Annotated in this window: 23 protein-coding genes and 1 pseudogene; all 24 read right to left on the reverse strand. The window is 74.2% G+C overall.

Going from position 1 to position 20,624, the window contains the following annotated elements; translation table 11 throughout:
- Positions 1 to 11: 11 nt before the first annotated feature.
- The 24 genes and pseudogenes from C8046_RS02415 to C8046_RS02520 all read right to left on the reverse strand — a co-directional run bounded on the left by C8046_RS02415 (position 12) and on the right by C8046_RS02520 (position 20,585).
- Positions 12 to 638, reverse strand: coding sequence for an HAD family hydrolase (locus tag C8046_RS02415; protein ID WP_419183538.1), 627 nt, complete (start codon positions 636 to 638; stop codon positions 12 to 14).
- A gap of 58 nt (positions 639 to 696) precedes the next feature.
- Entirely contained in the window at positions 697 to 1,575 is an 879-nt protein-coding gene (locus tag C8046_RS18300; RefSeq protein ID WP_158277109.1) for a primosomal protein DnaI, read from the reverse strand.
- 2 nt (positions 1,576 to 1,577) lie between these two features.
- A complete protein-coding gene (locus C8046_RS02420) occupies positions 1,578 to 2,993 on the reverse strand; it encodes a hypothetical protein (RefSeq protein ID WP_109228110.1) in 1,416 nt (471 codons plus the stop codon).
- 12 nt (positions 2,994 to 3,005) lie between these two features.
- Positions 3,006 to 4,207, reverse strand: a pseudogene (gene metK, locus C8046_RS02425) (methionine adenosyltransferase).
- Positions 4,208 to 4,246: 39 nt separating this feature from the next.
- Positions 4,247 to 5,449 (reverse strand): bifunctional phosphopantothenoylcysteine decarboxylase/phosphopantothenate--cysteine ligase CoaBC, encoded by a 1,203-nt coding sequence (gene coaBC, locus C8046_RS02430; protein WP_109228111.1) that lies wholly within the window; start codon positions 5,447 to 5,449, stop codon positions 4,247 to 4,249.
- A gap of 3 nt (positions 5,450 to 5,452) precedes the next feature.
- Complete coding sequence (rpoZ, locus tag C8046_RS02435) at positions 5,453 to 5,719, reverse strand: DNA-directed RNA polymerase subunit omega (RefSeq protein ID WP_109228112.1); 267 nt, start codon at positions 5,717 to 5,719, stop codon at positions 5,453 to 5,455.
- Between the two features lie 129 nt (positions 5,720 to 5,848).
- Entirely contained in the window at positions 5,849 to 6,424 is a 576-nt protein-coding gene (gmk, locus tag C8046_RS02440) for a guanylate kinase (RefSeq protein ID WP_109228113.1), read from the reverse strand.
- 1 nt (position 6,425) lies between these two features.
- A complete protein-coding gene (gene mihF, locus C8046_RS02445; RefSeq protein WP_109228114.1) occupies positions 6,426 to 6,737 on the reverse strand; it encodes an integration host factor, actinobacterial type in 312 nt (103 codons plus the stop codon).
- A 77-nt stretch (positions 6,738 to 6,814) separates the two neighbouring features.
- Entirely contained in the window at positions 6,815 to 7,288 is a 474-nt protein-coding gene (locus tag C8046_RS02450) for a tyrosine-protein phosphatase (protein WP_109228115.1), read from the reverse strand.
- The gene (locus C8046_RS19670; RefSeq protein WP_158277110.1) at positions 7,264 to 7,644 is read right to left on the reverse strand and encodes a tyrosine-protein phosphatase; all 381 of its coding nucleotides are present in this window, start codon (positions 7,642 to 7,644) and stop codon (positions 7,264 to 7,266) included. The genes C8046_RS02450 and C8046_RS19670 overlap by 25 nt, the downstream gene beginning before the upstream one ends.
- Positions 7,641 to 8,492: an orotidine-5'-phosphate decarboxylase gene (gene pyrF / locus C8046_RS02460; RefSeq protein WP_109228117.1), complete on the reverse strand. Its 852-nt coding sequence runs from the start codon at positions 8,490 to 8,492 to the stop codon at positions 7,641 to 7,643. Before pyrF ends, C8046_RS19670 begins: the two co-directional genes overlap by 4 nt.
- Positions 8,489 to 11,809 carry a carbamoyl-phosphate synthase large subunit gene (gene carB / locus C8046_RS02465; RefSeq protein WP_109228118.1) on the reverse strand — a complete coding sequence of 1,107 codons (3,321 nt, stop codon included), beginning with the start codon at positions 11,807 to 11,809 and terminating at the stop codon, positions 8,489 to 8,491. The genes pyrF and carB overlap by 4 nt, the downstream gene beginning before the upstream one ends.
- Entirely contained in the window at positions 11,809 to 13,059 is a 1,251-nt protein-coding gene (gene carA / locus C8046_RS02470; protein ID WP_109228119.1) for a glutamine-hydrolyzing carbamoyl-phosphate synthase small subunit, read from the reverse strand. Before carA ends, carB begins: the two co-directional genes overlap by 1 nt.
- Positions 13,056 to 13,679: a hypothetical protein gene (locus tag C8046_RS02475; protein ID WP_235866039.1), complete on the reverse strand. Its 624-nt coding sequence runs from the start codon at positions 13,677 to 13,679 to the stop codon at positions 13,056 to 13,058. Before C8046_RS02475 ends, carA begins: the two co-directional genes overlap by 4 nt.
- The gene (locus C8046_RS02480; protein ID WP_109228120.1) at positions 13,676 to 14,992 is read right to left on the reverse strand and encodes a dihydroorotase; all 1,317 of its coding nucleotides are present in this window, start codon (positions 14,990 to 14,992) and stop codon (positions 13,676 to 13,678) included. Before C8046_RS02480 ends, C8046_RS02475 begins: the two co-directional genes overlap by 4 nt.
- Entirely contained in the window at positions 14,992 to 15,942 is a 951-nt protein-coding gene (locus C8046_RS02485) for an aspartate carbamoyltransferase catalytic subunit (RefSeq protein ID WP_199224373.1), read from the reverse strand. The genes C8046_RS02480 and C8046_RS02485 overlap by 1 nt, the downstream gene beginning before the upstream one ends.
- Complete coding sequence (gene pyrR / locus C8046_RS02490) at positions 15,942 to 16,529, reverse strand: bifunctional pyr operon transcriptional regulator/uracil phosphoribosyltransferase PyrR (protein ID WP_109228122.1); 588 nt, start codon at positions 16,527 to 16,529, stop codon at positions 15,942 to 15,944. Before pyrR ends, C8046_RS02485 begins: the two co-directional genes overlap by 1 nt.
- Positions 16,530 to 16,589: 60 nt before the next feature.
- The gene (gene nusB / locus C8046_RS02495; protein ID WP_109228123.1) at positions 16,590 to 17,048 is read right to left on the reverse strand and encodes a transcription antitermination factor NusB; all 459 of its coding nucleotides are present in this window, start codon (positions 17,046 to 17,048) and stop codon (positions 16,590 to 16,592) included.
- Between the two features lie 17 nt (positions 17,049 to 17,065).
- A complete protein-coding gene (gene efp, locus C8046_RS02500; protein WP_109228124.1) occupies positions 17,066 to 17,623 on the reverse strand; it encodes an elongation factor P in 558 nt (185 codons plus the stop codon).
- Positions 17,602 to 18,198, reverse strand: coding sequence for a 4'-phosphopantetheinyl transferase family protein (locus tag C8046_RS02505; protein WP_158277111.1), 597 nt, complete (start codon positions 18,196 to 18,198; stop codon positions 17,602 to 17,604). Before C8046_RS02505 ends, efp begins: the two co-directional genes overlap by 22 nt.
- Entirely contained in the window at positions 18,195 to 18,476 is a 282-nt protein-coding gene (locus tag C8046_RS18305) for a hypothetical protein (protein WP_158277112.1), read from the reverse strand. Before C8046_RS18305 ends, C8046_RS02505 begins: the two co-directional genes overlap by 4 nt.
- The gene (locus tag C8046_RS02510; RefSeq protein ID WP_235866040.1) at positions 18,473 to 19,378 is read right to left on the reverse strand and encodes an ABC transporter permease; all 906 of its coding nucleotides are present in this window, start codon (positions 19,376 to 19,378) and stop codon (positions 18,473 to 18,475) included. The genes C8046_RS18305 and C8046_RS02510 overlap by 4 nt, the downstream gene beginning before the upstream one ends.
- Complete coding sequence (locus C8046_RS02515; protein ID WP_109228126.1) at positions 19,375 to 20,379, reverse strand: ATP-binding cassette domain-containing protein; 1,005 nt, start codon at positions 20,377 to 20,379, stop codon at positions 19,375 to 19,377. Before C8046_RS02515 ends, C8046_RS02510 begins: the two co-directional genes overlap by 4 nt.
- Complete coding sequence (locus C8046_RS02520; protein WP_109228127.1) at positions 20,376 to 20,585, reverse strand: MbtH family protein; 210 nt, start codon at positions 20,583 to 20,585, stop codon at positions 20,376 to 20,378. Before C8046_RS02520 ends, C8046_RS02515 begins: the two co-directional genes overlap by 4 nt.
- Between the last annotated feature and the right edge of the window lie 39 nt (positions 20,586 to 20,624).

The raw sequence follows: 20,624 nt of genomic DNA on the forward strand, positions 1-20,624 counted from the left end.
CCGGCGCAAGTCTAGGCGGGCGGATCGATCACGACGCCGAGGCCGGCGAGCTCCCGGCGCAGCGAGGCCGCGTCCGTGAAGACGTGACCGTGCAGCCCGAGAGCCCGGGCCGCCTCGACGTTCGCGAGGCGGTCGTCCACGAACAGGGCCCGCGCGGGTGCGACGTCGAACCGGTCGAGCAGGTGCTGGTAGATCGCGGGATCCGGCTTCACCAGACCCAGGTCGCCCGACACCACGATCGCCTCCAGCTCGTGCATCGCGGGCACGGCGACCCGTCCGTGGGGGAAGGTCTCCGACGACCAGTTCGTCAGGCCGAGCAGCCGGAGGCCGCGCGCCCGCATCTCGCCCACCAGCTCCGGCATGCCGGGGACCGGCCCGGTCAGCGTCGTGGCGAAGGCCTCCGCGTACCGCGCGAGGAAGCCGGCGTGCTGCGGCCACGCGGCGGCGACCTCCTCCTCCAGGGACGCCCAGGTCTCCCCCGCGTCCGCGCGGAGGTTCAGGGCGTGGAAGTCGATCTCGGCGGCGACGGCGTGCCACGCCTGGGCACTCAGGTGGGGGTGCGCGCGCTGCGGTTCCCAGTCGACCAGCACCTGGCCGAGGTCCAGCACGACGGTGTCGATCTCGCTCTCGCTGCTCACGGCATCCATCCTCACAGGTGCCGCGCGCCCCGTCGTCACGAGGTCGCAGGTCCGCCCGTCACAGGTCCCGAGGGTCGACGACGACCCGGACCGGGCCGCGCCGCTTGTGGGCGCTGCGCACCCCGAGCGCTTCCTTGACCGCGCGGGACAGGGCCGCGCCGTCCGCCAACGACGACCTCAGGAGCGCCCGGGACGGCTCGACGACGTCGTCCCCGTCCGCGCCGTCGTCCGTCCCCCAGAGCGATCCCGGCGGCGGCGTCGCGGCGGAGGCTCCCGCCGTCCCAGTCCCGCCGCCGGCACCAGCCCCCGACCCCGGGCGCACCGGTGCGGCCGGCACCGGGAACGGCCCGAGCACCTCCGCCCCCGGCGACGGCTCGAGCTCGGCGAGCAGGTCGGTGACGGCGTCGAGCGACCCTGTCGCCGTGACCACCCGCGCCGCGGGCGGGAATCGCAGCTCCGTGCGCTCGGCGAGCTCGCGGTGGGCGAACCCCTCCGCGTCCCACCGCACGAGCGCCTGCACCACCGCCGCGGTGCCGCCGCCCGCGACGACGACGCGGCCGCCGTCGCGCGCCGAACGCGCGAGCCAGGCCGCGGCGAACCAGCGCCGCAGCGCCTCCTCGCTCCCCGCCAGCCCGGGCAGCGACGTGGCGAGCGAGCCGTCCAGCAGCACGACGGCGGTGTACCCGCCCTCCGCCTCCGGCTCGGCGCCCGGGGTGGCCACGACGATCCGGGGCGCGTCGTTCACCCGGTCCACGACGCCGTGCCCCGACTCGCTCGCGAGGACCGGGATCTGCGGGAACGCGCGTCCGAGCTCCTCGGCGGTCCGCATCGAGCCGACACGCACGGCCCGCAGGCCCCCGAAGCCGCACTCCGGGCAGCGCCAGTCCTCGGCGCTCGTGCCGCACGCCCCGCAGACCGGAGGCCCCGCGGCGGGCATCGTCAGCGTGCCGCCGCACGCCGCGCAGCGCGCGGGGGTCCGGCACCGGCCGCAGGCGAGGTGGGGCAGGTAGCCGGCGCGCGGGGTCTGCACGAGCACGGGGCCGTGCGCGAGCCCCGCGCGCAGCGCCTCCCACACGGGGTCGGGATCCGGGCGTGGCCGCCGGGGCCGGAGCGGGCGAGGTCCTCGGCGTCGGGCGCGCTCACGCGCGGGGCGACCTCGCGCAGGCGCGAGCGCTCCGCCCGCAGCGAGACCGCCCACCCCGTCTCGACGAGGTGCTGCGACCACACCGAGCGCGACGGCGAGGCGAGCAGCACCGCGGCCCGCTCCGGGACCGCGCGGAGGGCGAGGACCTGGGCGGCGTGCGGGTAGGGCGAGCGCTGCTCGACGAGCGAGTCGTCGCCGTCGTCCCAGCAGACGACGAGGCCGAGGTCGACGAGCGGGGCCCAGGCGGCCGACCGGGTGCCGACGACGACCCGCGTCAGGCCCGTGAGCGCCCGCAGGTGAGCCCGCGCGCGCACGGACGGCCCGTCGCTCGCGACCAGTCGTCCGACCTCCTCGCCGAGCCGCTCGGCCAGGTACGGCACGAGCGCCTCGACGTCGCGCAGGTCGGGCACCACCACGAGCACCCCGCGCCCCGCGGCCCTCGTCGCCAGCGCCGCCTCGGCCAGCGCCTCGCGCCAGCGCGCGGGTCCGCCGACGACGCTCCACACCGCGCGCGGGGCCTCGCCCTCGCGGAGGCGGCGCAGCAGCGCCGGACCGCCGGGCACCTCGTCCCACGGGCTCGCGGGGTGCCCGACGTCAGCCCCCGCCCCCTCGGAGGTCCCGACGTCGGTGACCTCGATCTCGTCGGAGACCTCGCTCTCCTCGGCGGCCTCGCGCTCGACGGCGACCTCCGCCGCCCGCGCCGCCGCCTTCGCCACGGCCGCGAGCACGCCGGCCTCGGCGCGCGCGTGACGCGACGGCACCGCGAACCGCAGCACGTCGCTCAGCGTCCCGGCGTACCGGTCGGCGACCGCGCGCGCGAGCGCGAGCACGGGCGGCGTCAGGGTGACGACGGGCGAGACCAGGCGGCGCAGCGACGCCAGCCGGCGGCCGGTGTCGTCGGGGCCGAGGGCCCGGACGCCGAGGACCCAGCCGTCGCGCTCCCGACCGGCGAACGGCACCTTGACGCGGGTGCCGACGACGACCTCGTCCGGCCCGGCGGCGCCCGCCAGCTCGTCGGGCACCAGGTAGTCGAACTCGCGGTCCAGGTGCGGCAGCGGGACGTCGACGACGACCTGCGCCACCCGGGTGCCCGCGACCGGCGGCGGCGCCGGCGCGACGGCACGGCCCGCCGCCGGGACAGCGGCGTCGGGCACCCCGAACAGCGCGTCGCCCGGGGACGACGTCGGCGCCTCGTCCTCCCCCACGCTCACGGCGACGTCCGGCTACAGGGCGGAGCGCAGCGCGTCGGCGCGGTCGGTGCGCTCCCACGTGAACTCGGGCAGCTCGCGTCCGAAGTGGCCGTAGTTCGAGGTCAGCGCGTAGATCGGGCGCAGCAGGTCGAGCGCGTCGATGATGGCGGCCGGGCGGAGGTCGAAGACCTGCGAGATCGCGCGCGAGATCCCCTCGGCGCTCACGCCGGCCGCCTCGGTGCCGAACGTCTCCACGTACACGCCCACGGGGTGGGCGCGGCCGATCGCGTACGCGACCTGCACCTCGCAGCGACGCGCGAGTCCTGCGGCCACCACGTTCTTGGCCACCCAGCGCATCGCGTAGGCCGCCGAGCGGTCCACCTTCGAGGGGTCCTTGCCGGAGAACGCGCCGCCGCCGTGGCGGGCCATGCCGCCGTAGGTGTCGACGATGATCTTGCGACCGGTGAGGCCGGCGTCGCCCATCGGGCCGCCGAGCGTGAAGGCGCCCGTCGGGTTGACCAGGAGGCGCAGGCCGGAGACGTCGAGCCCCTCCGGCGCGTGCTCGGCCAGGACCGGGGCCAGCACCTGCTCGCGCAGCGCGACGGCGAGGTCGGCCTCGGTGAGGTCGGGCGAGTGCTGGGCGGAGATGACGACGGTGCCGACGGCGACGGGCCGGTCGCCGTCGTAGTCGATCGTCACCTGCGTCTTGCCGTCGGGGCGCAGCCCGTCGACGATCCCCTGCTTGCGGACGGCGCTGAGGCGCTCGGACAGGCGGTGGGCGAGGTGGATCGGCAGCGGCATGAGGGTCGGCGTCTCGTCGGCGGCGTACCCGAACATCAGGCCCTGGTCGCCGGCACCCTGCGCGTCGTAGGGGTCGACGGCGACGCCGTCGCGCACCTCGAGGGAGTCGGTCAGCCCCTGCTCGATCTCCTGGGACTGCTGACCGATCGAGAGCGAGACTCCGCAGGAGGAGCCGTCGAAGCCGACCTCCGACGAGGTGTACCCGATGCCGGAGATCACGTCCCTCACGAGCTTGGGCATCTCGACGTAGCCGGTCGTGTTGATCTCCCCGCGACGTGCACGAGGCCCGTGGTGACGAGCGTCTCGACGGCGACGTGGGCGTCACGGTCGGCCGCCAGCAGGGCGTCGAGGATGGAGTCGGAGACGAGGTCGCTCACCTTGTCGGGGTGGCCCTCGGTGACGGACTCGGAGGTGAAGCTGCGCAGGGTGGTCACAACGATCGAGGGTAGTGCAGCCCCCCGACATCCGACCGGTCAGCGGGGCAGGCGTCCCACGATGAGGTCGACCAGCCCGCGCGCGACCTCGTCCTTGGTGCCGGCGGCGCGGCCCACCTCGTCGCCCGCGGCGTCGAGCACGACGACGGCGTTGGGCACGTCGCCGAACCCGGTCGTGGCCCCGACGACGTTGACGGCGAGCAGGTCGGCGCCCTTGCGGATCGCCTTCGCCCGGCCGTGGGCCGCCGCGTCCTGCGCCGCGTCCCCGGTCTCGGCGGCGAAGCCGACGACGACCTGGCCCGCGCGGCGCGCGGCGACGAGGCCGGCGAGCACGTCCGGGTTCTCCACGAGGTGGATGACCAGGTCGTCCCCGGTCTTCTTGATCTTGGACCCCGCCGACGTGGTCGGCCGGTAGTCGGCGACGGCGGCCGCCATCACGACGACGTCGGCGGCGGGTGCCTCCGCCGTCATCGCCTCGGCCAGCTCCAGCGCGGTGCCGACCGTGACGACGCGGTGCGGGACGCCGTCGAGCGGGATCTCCACGTGGGCTGCGACGAGCGTGACGTCGGCGCCACGCGCGGCGAGCGCGTCGGCCACCGCCAGGCCCTGACGGCCGGAGGAGCGGTTGCCGAGGAAGCGCACGGGGTCGAGGGGTTCGCGGGTGCCGCCGGCGGAGACGACGGCGCGCACGCCCTCGAGGTCCCGCTCGCCGTCAGCCCCCGCGACCAGCGCCAGCGCGGCCGCCGCGATCGCGGCGGGCTCGGGCAGGCGGCCCTGACCGGTGTCGGTCCCGGCCAGCCGGCCGGAGTCGGGGTCGAGCACGTGGATCCCGCGCTCGCGCAGCACGGCCACGTTGGCCTGCGTGGCCGGGTGCAGCCACATCTCGGTGTGCATCGCCGGGGCGACGAGCACCGGGCACGTGACGGTCAGCATCGTGGCGGTCAGCAGGTCGTCGGCCCGGCCGGAGGCCAGGCGGGCGAGCAGGTCGGCCGTCGCCGGAGCGATCACGGCGAGCTCGATGCTGCGGCCGAGGTGGACGTGCTCCACCTCGGCGGCACCGGTGAAGACGTCCGTCGTCACGCGGTGCCCGGCCAGCGCCTCCCACGTGGGTCTCCCCACGAACTCGAGCGCGGCCGGGGTGGGCACGACGTGCACGTCGTGCCCGCTCTCGGCGAGCAGGCGCAGGAGGTGCACCGCCTTGTAGGCGGCGATGCCCCCGCTGACGCCGAGAAGGACGCGCAGGGTCTACTCCTCCTCGGAGGAGGAGTAGGACAGCAGGCCCTTGTTGATCTCGCGCATGGCGATGGAGAGGGGCTTCTCCTGCGGGCGGGTCTCGACCAGCGGGCCGACGTACTCGAGCAGGCCCTCGTGGAGCTGCGCGTAGTACGCGTTGATCTGGCGGGCGCGCTTGGAGGAGTACAGGACCAGCGCGTACTTGGAGTCGGCGACCTCGAGGAGCTCGTCGATGGGCGGGTCGGTGATGCCCTCGGGCGCGGCAACGGTTCCGGACATGGGTCCATCCTTACTACGGTGGGGGGAAGCCGCACGATCCTATCAGCGGCTGCTCCCGGTGACGGGAGGCGGGGCGGTCCGGCGATGCGCTCGACCGGCGGACGGCCTCCGCCACGCCCGCCGGTGTGGTCAGCCGTGCATCAGGGACGCGAGCTCGTCCGTGGCACGAGCGACGCTGTCGTTGACGACGACGTGGTCGAACTCCCGCTCGGCGGCGAGCTCGACGCGGGCGGTGGCCAGGCGACGCTCCCGCTCCTCCTCACCCTCGGTGCCGCGGCCGACGAGCCGCTGGACGAGGTCCTCCCAGGTGGGGGGCGCGAGGAACACGAACCGGGCGTCCGGCATGGTGCGGCGCACCTGACGCGCACCCTGCAGGTCGATCTCCAGCAGCGCGGGGACGCCGGCCGCGAGCTGCTCCTCGACGGGGCCGCGCGGGGTCCCGTAACGGTGCCGGCCGTGCACGACCGCCCACTCGAGCAGGTCGTCGCGCTCGACCATCGCGTCGAAGGTCGCCTCGTCGACGAAGAAGTAGTGCACGCCGTCGATCTCGCCGGGGCGAGGGGGACGCGTGGTCGCCGAGACCGAGAGCCAGATGTGCGGGTACCGGGCCCGGATGTCGGCCGAGACGGTGCCCTTCCCGACGGCCGTGGGGCCGGCCAGGACGGTGAGACGAGGAATGCCACCCGAGGTGGTGCGGGGCGCCACCTCAGCCGAACCGCTGGACGAGGGCGTCGCGCTGGTGCGGGCCGAGCCCGCGCACACGGCGGGTCTCGGCGATGCCGACCTCCGCCATGATCTGCTTCGCGCGCACCGGTCCGACGCCGGGGAGCGCCTCCAGCAGCGCGCTCACCTTGAGCTTGCCGATCGCCTCGTCGCTCTCGGCCGCCTCCAGCACGCTGGAGAGCGAGGCGCCGGAGTACTTCAGGCGGTTCTTCACCTCGGCCCGGGTCGCTCGCGCCTGCGCGGCCTTGGCCAGCGCGTCGGCGCGTTGCTGCGGCGTCAGTTGGGGAAGTGCCACCTGTGGATCTCCTGCCTGGCGTGGGGGGGTGCTAGTGCAACCTAGCGGGACGGGTCGCGAGCGGCAACGTGCGACGGTCAGACCTCGGGGCGCAGCCGCTGCTCGAGCCGCGACAGCGTCGGGGCGTCCAGCCCCGCCGTCGCGGCGAACGTCTCGAGGCTGCCGTGCGCGTCCTGCACGGCGGCCAGCGCCGACCTCAGGGCCGTGACGTCGACCCCGAGCAGCGGGTCGAGGAGCGCAGGGTCGAGGCCCGGCACGGACGGGACGACCGCGCGCTGCGAGGACGAGGCGTGGTTGGAGTAGACGAAGTCCGCCTCGACGGCCTCCGGCGACGCACCGGCCAGCAGCGCGGCGATCGCCACGAGCAGACCCGTGCGGTCCTTGCCCGCGGAGCAGTGGACGACGACGGCGCCCGGCGCGTCCGCGACGATCCGCAGCCCGCGACCGAGCTGGGCGACGGCCACGGGGTCGGTGACGACCTCGTGGTAGATCCCGGTCATCAGCTCCTGGGCCCAGCCGGGCGTGCTCAGGAGCCGGGCGAAGCGGTCCATCGCCTCGGCGTCGGGCGCCGTGCCGGACAGCTGCCCCGCGAGGGCGCCCCCGGGGCGATCGGGAGCCGGTGGACGGTGACGCCCGCAGGCACGGCGTCCGCGCCCTGACGGGCCGCCTCGTCGTCGCTCCGCAGGTCGACGACGTCGGTCACGCCCAGCGCGGTCAGCCGGTCTCGACCGGCGTCGGTGAGCCCGGCCAGGGCCGCCGACCGCAGCAGCACGCCGGGCGCGACCCCTCCCAGCGCGGCGGCGTCGCGATCGTTCCACGTGCCGTCGATGGCCAGGGTGACGCCCTGCGGGTCGAGGTCGACGACCCCGTCGGGGGCGGCGGCCGCGGCCTCGTCGTGCTCGGTCACACGGTCTCCTCGAGGTCTCGTCGGGCCTGCTGCGCCGCCGCGACGAGGCCGGCGGCGTCCGGACCCGCCCCCAGCACACCACGCGAGGTCGACGGCAGCGAGGCGGACCAGGCCGAGCCGACGACGGCGCGCACGTCGGCCGCCGTCCCGCCCTGCGCCCCGAAGCCGGGTACCAGCAGCGGTCCCCCGACGGCCTCGAGGTCGACGCCGAGCTCGACGGCGGCGTCGCGGACGGTCGCGCCGACGACGAGGCCGACGCTCCCCAGGGGTGCACCCGCGGCGCGCTCCTGCGCGTTCGCGCGGGCCGCGGCGGCCGCCACCAGTCCGGCGACGCTCTCCCCCGAGGCCACGCGGGCGTGCTGCACCTGCGCCCCCTCGGGGTTGGAGGTCAGGCAGAGGACGAAGACGCCGCGGCCGTTCTCCCGCGCCGTCGCGATCGCCGGGTCCAGCGACCCGGGACCGAGGTACGGCGAGAGCGTGACGGCGTCGCCCGCCAGCGGCGAGCCCTCACGCAGGAACGCGTCCGCGTAGCCCTGCATCGTCGAGCCGATGTCGCCGCGCTTGGCGTCCACGATCGTGAGGACGTCGGCGGCGCGGGCGGCCGCGACGGCCTCCTCCAGGACCGCCAGGCCCGCGGACCCGTGGCGCTCGTAGAACGCCGCCTGCGGCTTCAGGGCGGCCACGTGCGGGGCCAGGGCCTCGACGCAGCGCAGCGAGAACTCGCGCAGCCCCGCGACGTCGTCGCCCAGCCCCCACGCGGCGAGCAGCGACGCGTGGGGATCGATCCCGACGGTCAGCCGGCCCCTGGCGTCGATCGCCGCCGCGAGCCGCTCGCCGAACGGCCTCACGCCGAGGCCGCCAGCTTCGCGGCCCGCTCGGCGTTGAAGTCCTGCAGCGAGCGGACCGAGAACGGCCCGCGCCGGATCGCCTCGATGGCCAGCACGGCCATGGCGAACTGCTGGATGGTCGTGACGATCGGCTTGTCGACGGCGGTGGTCGCCGTGCGGATGTCGTAGCCGTCGGCACGCGCGCCCTGGCCGTTGGGGGTGTTGACGACCATGTCGATCTCGCTGGCGAGGATCATGTCGAGCACCGTCCGCTCGCCGTCGGGCCCCGGACCGTCGGACGCCTTGCGCACGAGCGTGGTCTCGATGCCGTACCGGCGCAGCACGTCGGCCGTACCGGTCGTGGCGAGGATCTCGAAGCCGAGCTCCACCAGGCGGGCGACCGGGAATACGATCGAGCGCTTGTCCCGGTCGGCCACCGACACGAACACGCGCCCCGTGGTCGGGAGCCCGCCGTAGGCGGCCGCCTGCGACTTGGCGAACGCGAGCGGCACGTCGACGTCGAAACCCATGACCTCGCCCGTCGAGCGCATCTCCGGGCCCAGCACGGTGTCCACGACGTCGCCGGCGGCGGTGCGGAACCGCTTGAACGGGAGCACGGCCTCCTTGACGGCCACGGGCGAGTCGGTGGGCACGTGGGCGCCGTCGAGCACCGGCAGCAGGCCGTCGTCACGCAGCTGCGCGATCGGCACGCCCGACATCACCAGCGCCGCCGCCTGGGCGAGCTGCACGCCGGTGGCCTTGGCCACGAACGGCACGGTGCGCGAGGCGCGTGGGTTGGCCTCGAGCACGTACAGGATGTCGGAGGAGAGCGCGTACTGGACGTTGAGCAGGCCGCGCACGCCCACGCCGCGGGCGATCGCCTCGGTCGAGGTGCGGATGCGGTCGACCTCGCGGCGCGAGAGCGTCACGGACGGGAGCACGCAGGCCGAGTCGCCCGAGTGGATGCCGGCCTCCTCGATGTGCTCCATGATCCCACCGAGGTAGAGCTCCTCACCGTCGTACAGCGCGTCGACGTCGATCTCGATCGCCTCGTCGAGAAACCGGTCGATGAGCACCGGGGCCGCGAACACCTCGGCGCCCTCGCCCGTGACGGGGGTGGAGCGGCGGACGTAGTCGGCGAGCTGCTCGGCGTCGTAGACGATCTCCATGCCGCGGCCGCCGAGCACGTAGCTGGGCCGCACGAGCACGGGGTAGCCCACGCGCTCCGCCACCTCCAGCGCCTGCGGGAGCGACGTCGCCGTGCCGAACGCCGGCGCCGGGAGGCCGGCGGCGACGAGCACGCCGCCGAAGATCCCGCGATCCTCCGCGGCGTCGATCGCCTCGGGCGAGGTGCCCCAGATCGGCAGCCCCGCCCTCGCGAGCCGGTCGGCCAGCGCCAGCGGCGTCTGGCCACCGAGCTGGACGATGACGCCCGCGACCGGTCCGACGGCGAGCTCGGCCTCGTAGATCTCCACGACGTCCTCGAACGTCAGCGGCTCGAAGTAGAGGCGGTCGGCGGTGTCGTAGTCGGTCGAGACCGTCTCCGGGTTGCAGTTGATCATGATCGTCTCGTACGTGCCCTTGAGCGCCAGCGCGGCGTGCACGCACGAGTAGTCGAACTCGATCCCCTGCCCGATCCGGTTGGGACCGGAGCCGAGGATGATCACGGCCGGGCGGGTCCGCGGCTGCACCTCGGTCTCGGAGTCGTACGAGCTGTAGTGGTAGGGCGTGCGCGCCTCGAACTCGGCGGCGCAGGTGTCGACCGTCTTGTAGACGGGGCGCAGCCCGTAGGCGAGGCGGACCTCGCGGACCGTCTCCTCCGCGAGGCGACGGATCTCACCGATCTGGACGTCGGAGAACCCGTGCCGCTTGGCGCGCCGCAGCACGCCCTCGCCCAGCGCGGGCGCGGCCGCGATCTCGTCGGCCACCTCCTGCAGCAGGAACAGCTGGTCGAGGAACCACGGGTCGATCGCCGTCGCCTCGAACAGCTCCGCGGGCGTCGCACCGCCCCGGATCGCCTGCTGCACCTGGACCAGGCGCTCGGCCGTCGCGGTCCTGCTCTTCTCGATGAGCACGGCCGTGGCCTCGGGGTCGGGACGCTCACCGCGCCAGTGCAGGCCGGCACCGGCGGTGTCGATCGAGCGCAGCGCCTTGTTCAGCGCCTCGGTGAAGTTGCGGCCCATGGCCATCGCCTCGCCGACCGACTTCATGGTGGTCGTCAGACGGGCGTCGGCCGCCGGGAACTTCTCGAACGCGAACCGCGGCACCTTGACCACGACGTAGTCGAGCGTCGGCTCGAAGCTCGCCGGGGTGGAGCCCGTGATGTCGTTGGGGATCTCGTCGAGCGTGTAGCCGATCGCGAGACGGGCGGCGATCTTGGCGATCGGGAAGCCCGTCGCCTTGGACGCCAGCGCCGAGGAGCGCGAGACGCGCGGGTTCATCTCGATGACGACGACGCGGCCCGTGGTGGGGTGGACGGCGAACTGCACGTTGCAGCCACCGGTGTCCACACCGACCTCGCGGATGATCGCGATGCCGACGTCGCGCAGCTTCTGGTACTCGCGGTCGGTGAGCGTCATCGCGGGCGCGACGGTGATCGAGTCGCCCGTGTGGACGCCGACCGGGTCGAGGTTCTCGATCGAGCAGACGACCACGACGTTGTCGTTCCGGTCGCGCATGAGCTCGAGCTCGAACTCCTTCCAGCCGAGGATGGACTCCTCCAGGAGCACCTCGGTGGTCGGCGAGTAGTGCAGGCCCTGGCCGGCGATCTGGCGCAGCTCGGCCTCGTCGTAGGCGATGCCGGAGCCGAGGCCGCCCATGGTGAAGGAGGGGCGGACCACGAGCGGGTAGCCGAGGTCCTCGACGGCGAGGAGCACCTCGTCCATCGTGTGGCAGATCGTGCTGCGCGCCGACTCGGCACCGCAGCGCTCGACGACGCCCTTGAACTGCTGGCGGTCCTCGGCGAGGTGGATCGAGGCGATGTTGGCGCCGATGAGCTCGACGCCGTGCTCGGCCAGGACCCCGGCCTCGTCGAGCGCGATCGCCGTGTTCAGCGCCGTCTGACCACCGAGGGTCGGCAGCAGCGCGTCCGGCTTCTCCTTGGCGATGATGCTCGCGACGACCTCGGGCGTGATCGGCTCGACGTAGGTGGCGTCGGCGAACTCGGGGTCGGTCATGATCGTGGCCGGGTTGGAGTTGACGAGGATGACCCGCAGGCCCTCCTCGCGCAGCACGCGGCACGCCTGCGTCCCGGAGTAGTCGAACTCGGCGGCCTGGCCGATGACGATGGGACCGGACCCGATCACGAGGACCGAGCGCAGGTCGGAACGGCGGGGCATCAGGCGTTCTCCTCGGGAGCAGCGGGGGTGGTGGAGCCATCGGGGGCCGGGAGGGCGGAGGCGTCGGCCGGTCGGACCTCGCCGCTCCGGCGCCGGTCGACGAGCTCGCCGAGCCGGTCGAACAGGTAGGCGGCGTCGTGCGGTCCGGCGGCGGCCTCCGGGTGGTACTGGACGGAGAAGGCCGGGATGTCGAGGCACTCCAGGCCCTCGACCACGTCGTCGTTCAGCCCGACGTGCGAGACGATCACGCGGCCGTAGCGGCCGCCGTCGTGCGGGGCGGTGCTCGGCTCGCCCAGCGGGGCGTCGACGGCGAACCCGTGGTTGTGCGCCGTGATCTCGACCTTGCCGGTGCGGACGTCCTTGACCGGCTGGTTGATGCCGCGGTGGCCGAACGTCAGCTTGTAGGTGCCGTAGCCCAGCGCGCGGCCGAGGATCTGGTTGCCGAAGCAGATGCCGAAGTACGGGATGCCGGCGTCCAGGACCCCGCGCAGCAGGTCCACCTCCGCCTCCGCGGCGGCCGGGTCGCCGGGACCGTTGGAGAAGAAGACGGCGTCGGGCTCGTGGGATCGGATCTCCTCGAGCGTGGACCCGGTGGGGACGACGACGACGCGCAGCCCGCGCTCGGCCATCCGCTGCGGTGTCATGTCCTTGATGCCGAGGTCGACCGCGACGACGGTCCCGCGCGGCTCGCCGCCGGCGACGGGCTCGACGACGTAGGCCTCCGACGTCGTGACCTCGCGCGCCAGGTCGGCTCCCGCCATCGCGGGCGCCTGGCGGACGCGCTCGACGAGCTCGTCGATCCCCGCCTGCCCGGGGTGGGCCGGCAGGGCGTCGCCGGAGAAGATGCCGGCGCGCATCGAGCCCGCGGTCCGCAGGTGGCGCGTGAGGGCGCGGGTGTCGACCTCGCTGATCCCGACGGCCCCCTGCTCGACGAGCCGGTCGTCCAGGGTCGCGGTCGAGCGCCAGCTGGACGGCGTGCGCGCGGGGTCGCGGACCACGAAGCCCGCGACCCAGATCCGAGAGGACTCCGGGTCCTCATCGTTGACGCCCGTGTTGCCGATGTGCGGCGCCGTCATGACGACGATCTGGCGGTGGTAGCTCGGGTCGGTGATCGTCTCCTGGTACCCGGTCATCCCGGTGGAGAAGACGATCTCGCCCAGCGTCTGACCGCGCGCCCCCCAGGCGCGGCCGACGAGGTGGGTGCCGTCCTCCAGCACCAGCAGGGCGGAGGCGTCGGTGGGGCCACTCATGCGCTGTCCTTCTTCTCGGTTGCGGCGTCGCCGCCGGTGGTGGGCGGGGTCGCCGCCGGGGAGGTCGATGAGGTCGGAGAGGTGGTGCCGGTGACGTCGGCCGTCGGTTCGCCCGTCGGTCCAGAGGCCGGGGCGGCGGCCCCGGGGGTGAGCGCGTTGACCGCCGCGATCAGCGGGTCGCGGTCGACGGCGAACCGGGTCCGCAGCCCCGTGTCGAGCTCGCGGTCCTCGCGCTGCCAGCGCACGACGACGAGGCCGCCGCCGCCCGTCACCTTGCCGGCGATGCCGTTCTCGCGGCGGGCGCCGCGCAGGTCGGCGGACGGGATGGCGACGTCGGGGGCGCCGCGTCGGCGCAGCCACACGCCGTCGGGCCCGACCTCGACCTGGACGGGCGAGCGCACGCCGAGTCCGTCGGCAGCGATCCGGTCGAGCCAGTCCCCCGCCGTCGTCGTGGAGACGTAGACGCCCTCCACCACCAGGGTGGCGGCGGCGACCGGCTCGCTCGTGGGGGCGGCGACGCCGGCGGTGCGCGCCGCGCGGGCGCGCCAGCCGAACCACATCGCCGCGAGCAGCGCGAGGCCGATCAGCGCGAGGAGGGCGACGGCGAACGGGCGGCTCACGCGGTGGCCCCGTCGGCGGGCACGGGCACGCCGTCGGCGATCGTGGCGCGGCCGCGCAGGAACGTCCAGCGGACCTCGGCGGGCAGGTCGTGACCAGCGAACGGGGAGTTGCGGCTGGCCGTCTGCTGGGCGCGCGGGTCGATCGTGCGGCGCGCGGCCGGGTCGACGAGCGTGAGGTTGGCAGGCTCACCGACGGCGATCGGGCGGCCGTGGTCGGCCACCCGTCCGATGCTCGCCGGCGTCACCGAGAGCACGCGAGCGACGTCGTCCCAGCCGAAGGGGCCGTCCTCGACCATCACCTGCGCCACCACCGAGAGGCAGGTCTCCAGGCCCGTCATGCCGAACGCGGCGGCCGCCCACTCGCAGTCCTTGTCCTGCACGGCGTGCGGGGCGTGGTCGGTGGCGACGATGTCGATCGTGCCGTCGGCGAGGCCCGCGCGCACCGCGTGCACGTCCTCGGCCGTCCGCAGCGGCGGGTTGACCTTGTAGACGGGGTCGTAGGTGCGCGCGAGCTCGTCCGTCAGCAGCAGGTGGTGCGGCGTGGCCTCGGCCGTGACCGCGATGCCGCGCGCCTTGGCCCAGCGCACGATGTCGACGCTGCCGGCGGTGGACAGGTGCTGCACGTGCAGGCGACCGCCGACGTGCTCGGCGAGCAGGACGTCGCGGGCGATGATCGCCTCCTCCGCCACCGCGGGCCAGCCGGTCAGGCCGATCTGCGCCGAGACGACGCCCTCGTGCATCTGGGCGCCCTCGGTGAGGCGCGGCTCCTGCGCGTGCTGGGCCACGACGCCGTCGAACGCCCGCGTGTACTCCAGCGCGCGACGCATCAGGACCGGGTCCCAGACGCACTTGCCGTCGTCGGAGAAGACGCGCACCGCGGCGGCGGACGTGGCCATCGCGCCGAGCTCGGCCAGCCGCTCCCCCGCGAGCCCGATCGTCACGGCGCCCACCGGGCGGACGTCGGCCCAGCCGGCGTCGCGGCCGAGGCGCCAGACCTGCTCCACGACGCCGGCGGTGTCGGCGACGGGAGCGGTGTTCGCCATCGCGTGCACGGCCGTGAACCCGCCGGCCGCCGCGGCGCGGGTGCCGCTCGCGACGGTCTCGGTGTCCTCGCGGCCCGGCTCGCGCAGGTGGGTGTGCAGGTCCACGAGCCCCGGCAGCGCGACGAGACCGTCGCCGTCCACCACGACGTCGTCGGACCCCGCCTGCGCGGCGGCGTCACCGCCGACGGCGACGATCACCCCGTCCCGCAGCAGGAGGTCGGTGCGCTCGCCGCCCAGGGGCGCGACGGAACGGAGCAGGTAGCCGGGCATCATGCCTCTCCCTCGCCCGCGAGGTCACCCGCGAGCAGTGTGTACAGAACGGCCATGCGGACCGAGACCCCGTTCGCGACCTGCTCCACGACGGTGGAGCGGGGCGAGTCGGCGGCCTCGGCCGAGATCTCCAGGCCGCGGTTCATCGGGCCGGGGTGGAGCACCAGGGTGTGCTCGGGCAGACGGTCCACGCGGGTGCCGTCGAGCCCGTACCGCCGCGCGTACTCGCGCTCGGACGGGAAGAAGCCGCTCGTCATCCGCTCGCGCTGGACGCGCAGCATCATGACGGCGTCGACGTCGTCGGTCAGGGTCGCGTCGAGGTCGAAGGAGACGGCGCACGGCCACGCCTCCACGCCGATCGGCAGCAGCGTGGGCGGCGCCACCAGCGTGACCCGGGCGCCGAGCGTGGCGAGCAGGTCGACGTTGGAGCGGGCGACGCGGGAGTGCAGCACGTCCCCGACCACGACGACGTGGCGCCCGGCGAGGTCACCGCGACCCTCGGCGAGGTGGCGGCGCAGCGTGAACGCGTCCAGCAGGGCCTGCGTCGGGTGCTGGTGCATCCCGTCCCCCGCGTTGACGACGGGGGTGTCGATCCACCCCGCGTGCGCGAGCCGGTGCGGGGCGCCCGACGACGGGTGGCGCACCACGACCGCGTCGGCCCCGATGGCCCGCAGCGTCTGGGCGGTGTCCTTCAGCGACTCGCCCTTGGAGACGCTCGACCCCTTGGCGGAGAAGTTGATGACGTCGGCCGAGAGCCGCTTGGCGGCGGCCTCGAAGGAGATCCGGGTGCGCGTGGAGTCCTCGAAGAACAGGTTGACGATCGTCAGCCCGCGCAGCGCGGGGAGCTTCTTGATGTGGCGCGACTGCGTCTGCGCCATCGCCTCGGCCGTGTCGAGGAGCGCCACGGCCTCGTCGCGGCTCAGCTCGGCGGTGGAGAGCAGGTGTCGCATCACGCCTCACCTCCGCTGATGCTCACGGCGTCGTGGCCGTCGGTCTCCACGAGCTCGACCTGGACGCGCTCGCTGGTGGCCGTCGGCAGGTTCTTGCCGACGTAGTCCGCCCGGATGGGCAGCTGGCGGTGACCCCGATCCACGAGCGCGACCAGCTGGACGGACCGGGGGCGGCCGAGGTCGGCGAGCGCGTCGAGCGCGGCGCGGACCGAGCGGCCGGAGAAGAGCACGTCGTCGACGAGGATCACGGTCTTCTCGTCGATGCCGCCCTCGGGCAGCCGCGTCGGCGTCAGCCCCCGGGTCGGCTTGCGGCGGATGTCGTCGCGGTAGAGCGTGATGTCGATCTCACCGACCGGCACGGGCGTCGCCGGCGTCGCGGAGGTGCCGTCGACGGGCGGCGGGGAGGTGCGGGCGTCGGCCTGCGCGATCCGGGCCGCGAGGCGACGGGCGAGCGGGACGCCCCGGCGCGGGATCCCGAGGAGCACGAGGTCCTCCGGACCCCGGTTGCGCTCGAGGATCTCGTGGGCGATGCGGGTGAGGGCGCGCGAGATCTCGTCGGTCTCGAGCACCACACGGGTTGTCGGCACGGCTGCCTCCTTCCCCGCCTCACAGGACGGGCTTAAAGGTGGAGTGGTCTGCCGCCCAGCCTACTGCGGCTCCCCCGAGGGGGCCCCGGCGTCTCGGAGGGCGGGCGCGACCCGCTGGAGCTGGCCCAGCAGGCCGTTGACGAACTCCGGGGAGTCGTCGGTGGACAGGTCGGCGGCGAGGTTCACGGCCTGCTCGACGGCGACGGCGTCGGGGACCTCGTCGCTGTAGAGCAGCTCCCAGACGCCGATCCTCAGGATCGCGAGGTCGACGGCCGGCATCCGGTCGATCGTCCACGCGTGCGAGTAGGACTCGAGCAGCTCGTCGATGCGCGCGAGGTGCTCGGCCACGCCCTCGATGATCTCGGCGGCGTAGGTGCGCATCGGCTTCAGACCGCTCGCGTTCGCCATCCGCTGGGCGAGCAGGTCGATGATGGCGACGTCGTCGCCGGCCCGACGGCGCTGGTCGGCCTCGAAGAGGAGGTCGACCGCGCGCCGCCGGTCCTTGCTGCGATCAGGCACGGGGTGTCAGCCGGGGCTCAGGCGCGGCCGAGGTAGGCACCCGTGCGGGTGTCGACCTTGACCTTGGTGCCGATCTCGACGAACAGCGGGACCTGGATCTCGGTGCCCGTCTCGATCGTCGCCGCCTTGGTGCCGGCGTTCGAGCGGTCGCCCTGCAGGCCCGGCTCGGTGTAGGTCACCTCGAACACGATCGAGGCGGGGAGCTCCACGTAGAGCGGGTTGCCCTCGTGCAGCGCGACGATGACCTCGGTGTTCTCGAGCAGGAAGCGGGCGGCCTCGCCGACGGTCTGCTCGGTGACGTAGATCTGCTCGTAGTCGCTGGAGTCCATGAAGACGAAGGACTCGCCGTCCTTGTACAGGTACTGCATGTCGCGCTTGTCGACGTTCGCCGTCTCGACCTTGAGGCCCGCGTTGAACGTCTTGTCGACGACCTTGCCCGACAGGACGTGCTTGAGCTTGGTGCGCACGAAGGCCGGGCCCTTGCCGGGCTTGACGTGCTGGAACTCCACGACGCTCCAGAGCTGGTTCTCGAGGTTGAGGACCATGCCGTTCTTCAGGTCGTTCGTGCTTGCCACAGGGAGTCCTTCGGGTCGTGGGGGTCACGTCCCCCGGAGCAGGTCGGTGCGTTCCCGGTCAGTTCCGCGGAAACGCGCCGACGCCACTTTACGGCATCGACCGTCGCGGACCGCGTGGCTCCGGCGATCGAGGCGACGGCCTCCAACCGTGCCGGCGTGCGTGCGGCGATCGCGCACCGGTACCCGGGGGACGCGGGCAACGGCGTCACGGCGATGCCGGCGAGCTCGGGCGACGGCGCCTCCAGCGGGCGTCGCCAGTGGGCGGGGTCGATCGCGGCGTGGCGACGCGGGGCCGCGTGCTCCGGCGCTTGGGGGGGCAGCAGAATCGTGTGCGGCGGTGTCCGCAGCCCGAGGCCCGCTGCCTTGAGGAGGGCCTCCTTCGCCACCCACCGCCCGAGCCGCGCCCCGGGTCGCTCCCCCGCCGGTCCGAGGTCGGCCCGCTCGGTCGGGTGGAGGGCGTAGTCGTCGAAGCCGGCGAAGAGCGCGGGCGGCACCCGCTCGACGTCGACCCCGACGTCGGCCCCCTCCTCCGCGACGGCGACCAGCACGCGGTCGCCGGAGGTGGAGGAGCTCACGGACACCCCCACCGTCTGCGGTCGACCGTGGGGGCCCCGCAGTCGGGGCAGCGCCGATCGATCACGATCTCGCGCGCCCGGCGGGGGTCCCACCCCGTCCGCGCGGAAACCAGCAGCCGCAGGGCCACCCGGCCCGCGAGGGTGCGGCGGCGGTCCTGCGGCCGGCGGCGGGCCGCGGCGGCGGCCAGGTCGACGTCGTCGAGGAGCTGTTCGAGCGGCGCGATCCGGGCGCTGGTGGAGAGCACCTCCTCGACGGAGGCGTCCAGGAGCGCGATCACCGCTTGCTGATGCGGCGGTACTGCGTGACCGCGACCGGCGCAAAAATCGCGATGATCGCGATGCAGCAGGCGAACGCGTACAGCGTGGCGTTCTGGGCGGCCCACCCGGTGGCGACCTCGAAGCCCTCGGGGGGCGGGTTGCCGAAGCCCTGGCGCACGGCGGTCGCCACGGCGGTCACGGGGTTCCACTCGGCGATGGTCCGCAGCACGCCGGGCAGGGTGTCGGCCGAGACGAACGCGCCCGAGATGAAGCACACGGGGAACAGCCACAGGAGGCCGAGGCTCTGCGCGACCTCCATGCTGCGCGCGGTGAGCGCGATGGCGGCGCCGATCCACGACGTCGCGAACGCGAACAGCACGAGCAGCGCGAACGCGCCGAGCACCGGTCCGGCGTCGGTGTGCACCCGCCAGCCGATCGCCAGCCCGCACGCGACGATGACGGCGATCGAGATGCCGCTCGTCACCAGGTCCGAGGTGGTCCGGCCCAGGATCACGCCGACGCGCGACATCGGCAGCGAGCGGAACCGGTCGATCAGACCGGACTGGAGGTCCTTGGCCAGGTAGACGGCCGTAAAGGAGGAGTTGAACGTCAGCGTCTGGGCGAGGATGCCGCCGATGAGGAACTCGCGGTAGGCATCGCCACCGAGCGCGCCGCCGAAGACGAACGCGAGGATGAGGACGAAGATGATCGGCTGGGCGACCCCGGTGACGAGGGCGCCCGGTGTCCGGCGGACGTTGACGACGTTGCGTCGCGCGACCACCCAGCCGTCGCGGGCGGCGGAGACGAGCGGGGCGAACGCGCCGCCCGGCCGCGCGCCGGAGCCGGGCGGCGGGCCACCGGGCACGGCGTCGTCGGTGGTCGGGTCCGTCGGGTCGGTCACGGGGGCGATGGTCGCCGTCATGCGACCACCTCCTCTCGGTTCTCGCCGGCGGTCCCGTCGTCGGCGGCCTCCTCGTCGGAGGCCTCGTTCTCGGAGGCGGGACTGCCGGTCAGGCGCAGGAAGACCTCGTCGAGCGTCGGCTGCCGCAGCGCGGCCTCGGCGACGTCGACGCCGTCATCCGCGAGGGCGGCCAGGAGCAGGCGGAAGGCCTCGGGTCCCCCGCTGGCCCTGGCGGTGATGCGGCGCGCCCGCTCGTCGAGACGGGCGCTGCGAGCGATCCGGCGGGCGGCCGCGAGGGCGCGCTCCCCGTCGGCACCTGGCGACAGCACGACGTCGATCCACGCCCCGCCCGCCCGCGCCTTGAGCTCCGTCGCGGTGCCCTCGGCGATGATCCGGCCAGCGTCGATCACCGCGATCGAGTCGGCCAGCTGGTCGGCCTCCTCGAGGTACTGCGTGGTCAGGAGCACCGTGGTGCCGGCGGTCGCGAGCGACTCGATCGCGTCCCACGTGTCACGACGACCGCGCGGGTCGAGCCCGGTGGTCGGCTCGTCCAAGATCACGACGGGGGGCCGGGCCACGATGGCTCCGGCGAGGTCGAGGCGACGCCGCATCCCGCCCGAGTACGTCCCGGCCCGCTTGGAGTCGGAGACGTCGTCGAGCCGGAAGTCGCGCAGCAGCTCGCGGGCCCGCGCCCGGGCGTCCCGACGGCGCATGCCGTAGAGCTCCCCGACCATCGTGAGGTTCTCGTAGCCGCTGAGCTTGTCGTCGACCGCGGCGTACTGCCCGGAGACCCCGAGGTTCCGCCGCACCTCGTGGCCCTGGGTCCGCACGTCGTGGCCGGCCACGAGAACCTTGCCCTCGTCGGGCTCGAGCAGCGTCGTCAGCACGCGGACGGTGGTGGTCTTCCCGGCGCCGTTCGGGCCGAGCAGGCCCTGCACGCTGCCCTCCGGCACCGTCAGGTCGACCCCCGCCAGGGCCTGGAAGTCGCCGAAGCGCTTGGTCAGGCCGTCGATCGTGATCACGAGGCGGCGCGCTCGCCGACCGTCACGGGGGTGATGTCCCGCCAGTTCTCGGTCACGTAGTCCAGGGCCTCCGTGCGCGCCGCGGGTCCGAACACCGCGACCCAGCCGTTCGGCACGTCGGCGAACTCGGGCCACAGGGAGTGCTGGTCCACGTCGTTCACGAGAACTCGGAAGCGGGCGGCGTCGTCGTCGAAGGGGTTCGTCATCGTCAGTCCTCGTGTCGTCGGTCTCGGCAGATGTTCCAC

It is taken from the genome of Serinibacter arcticus, assembly GCF_003121705.1.
Taxonomy (GTDB): Bacteria; Actinomycetota; Actinomycetes; order Actinomycetales; family Beutenbergiaceae; genus Litorihabitans.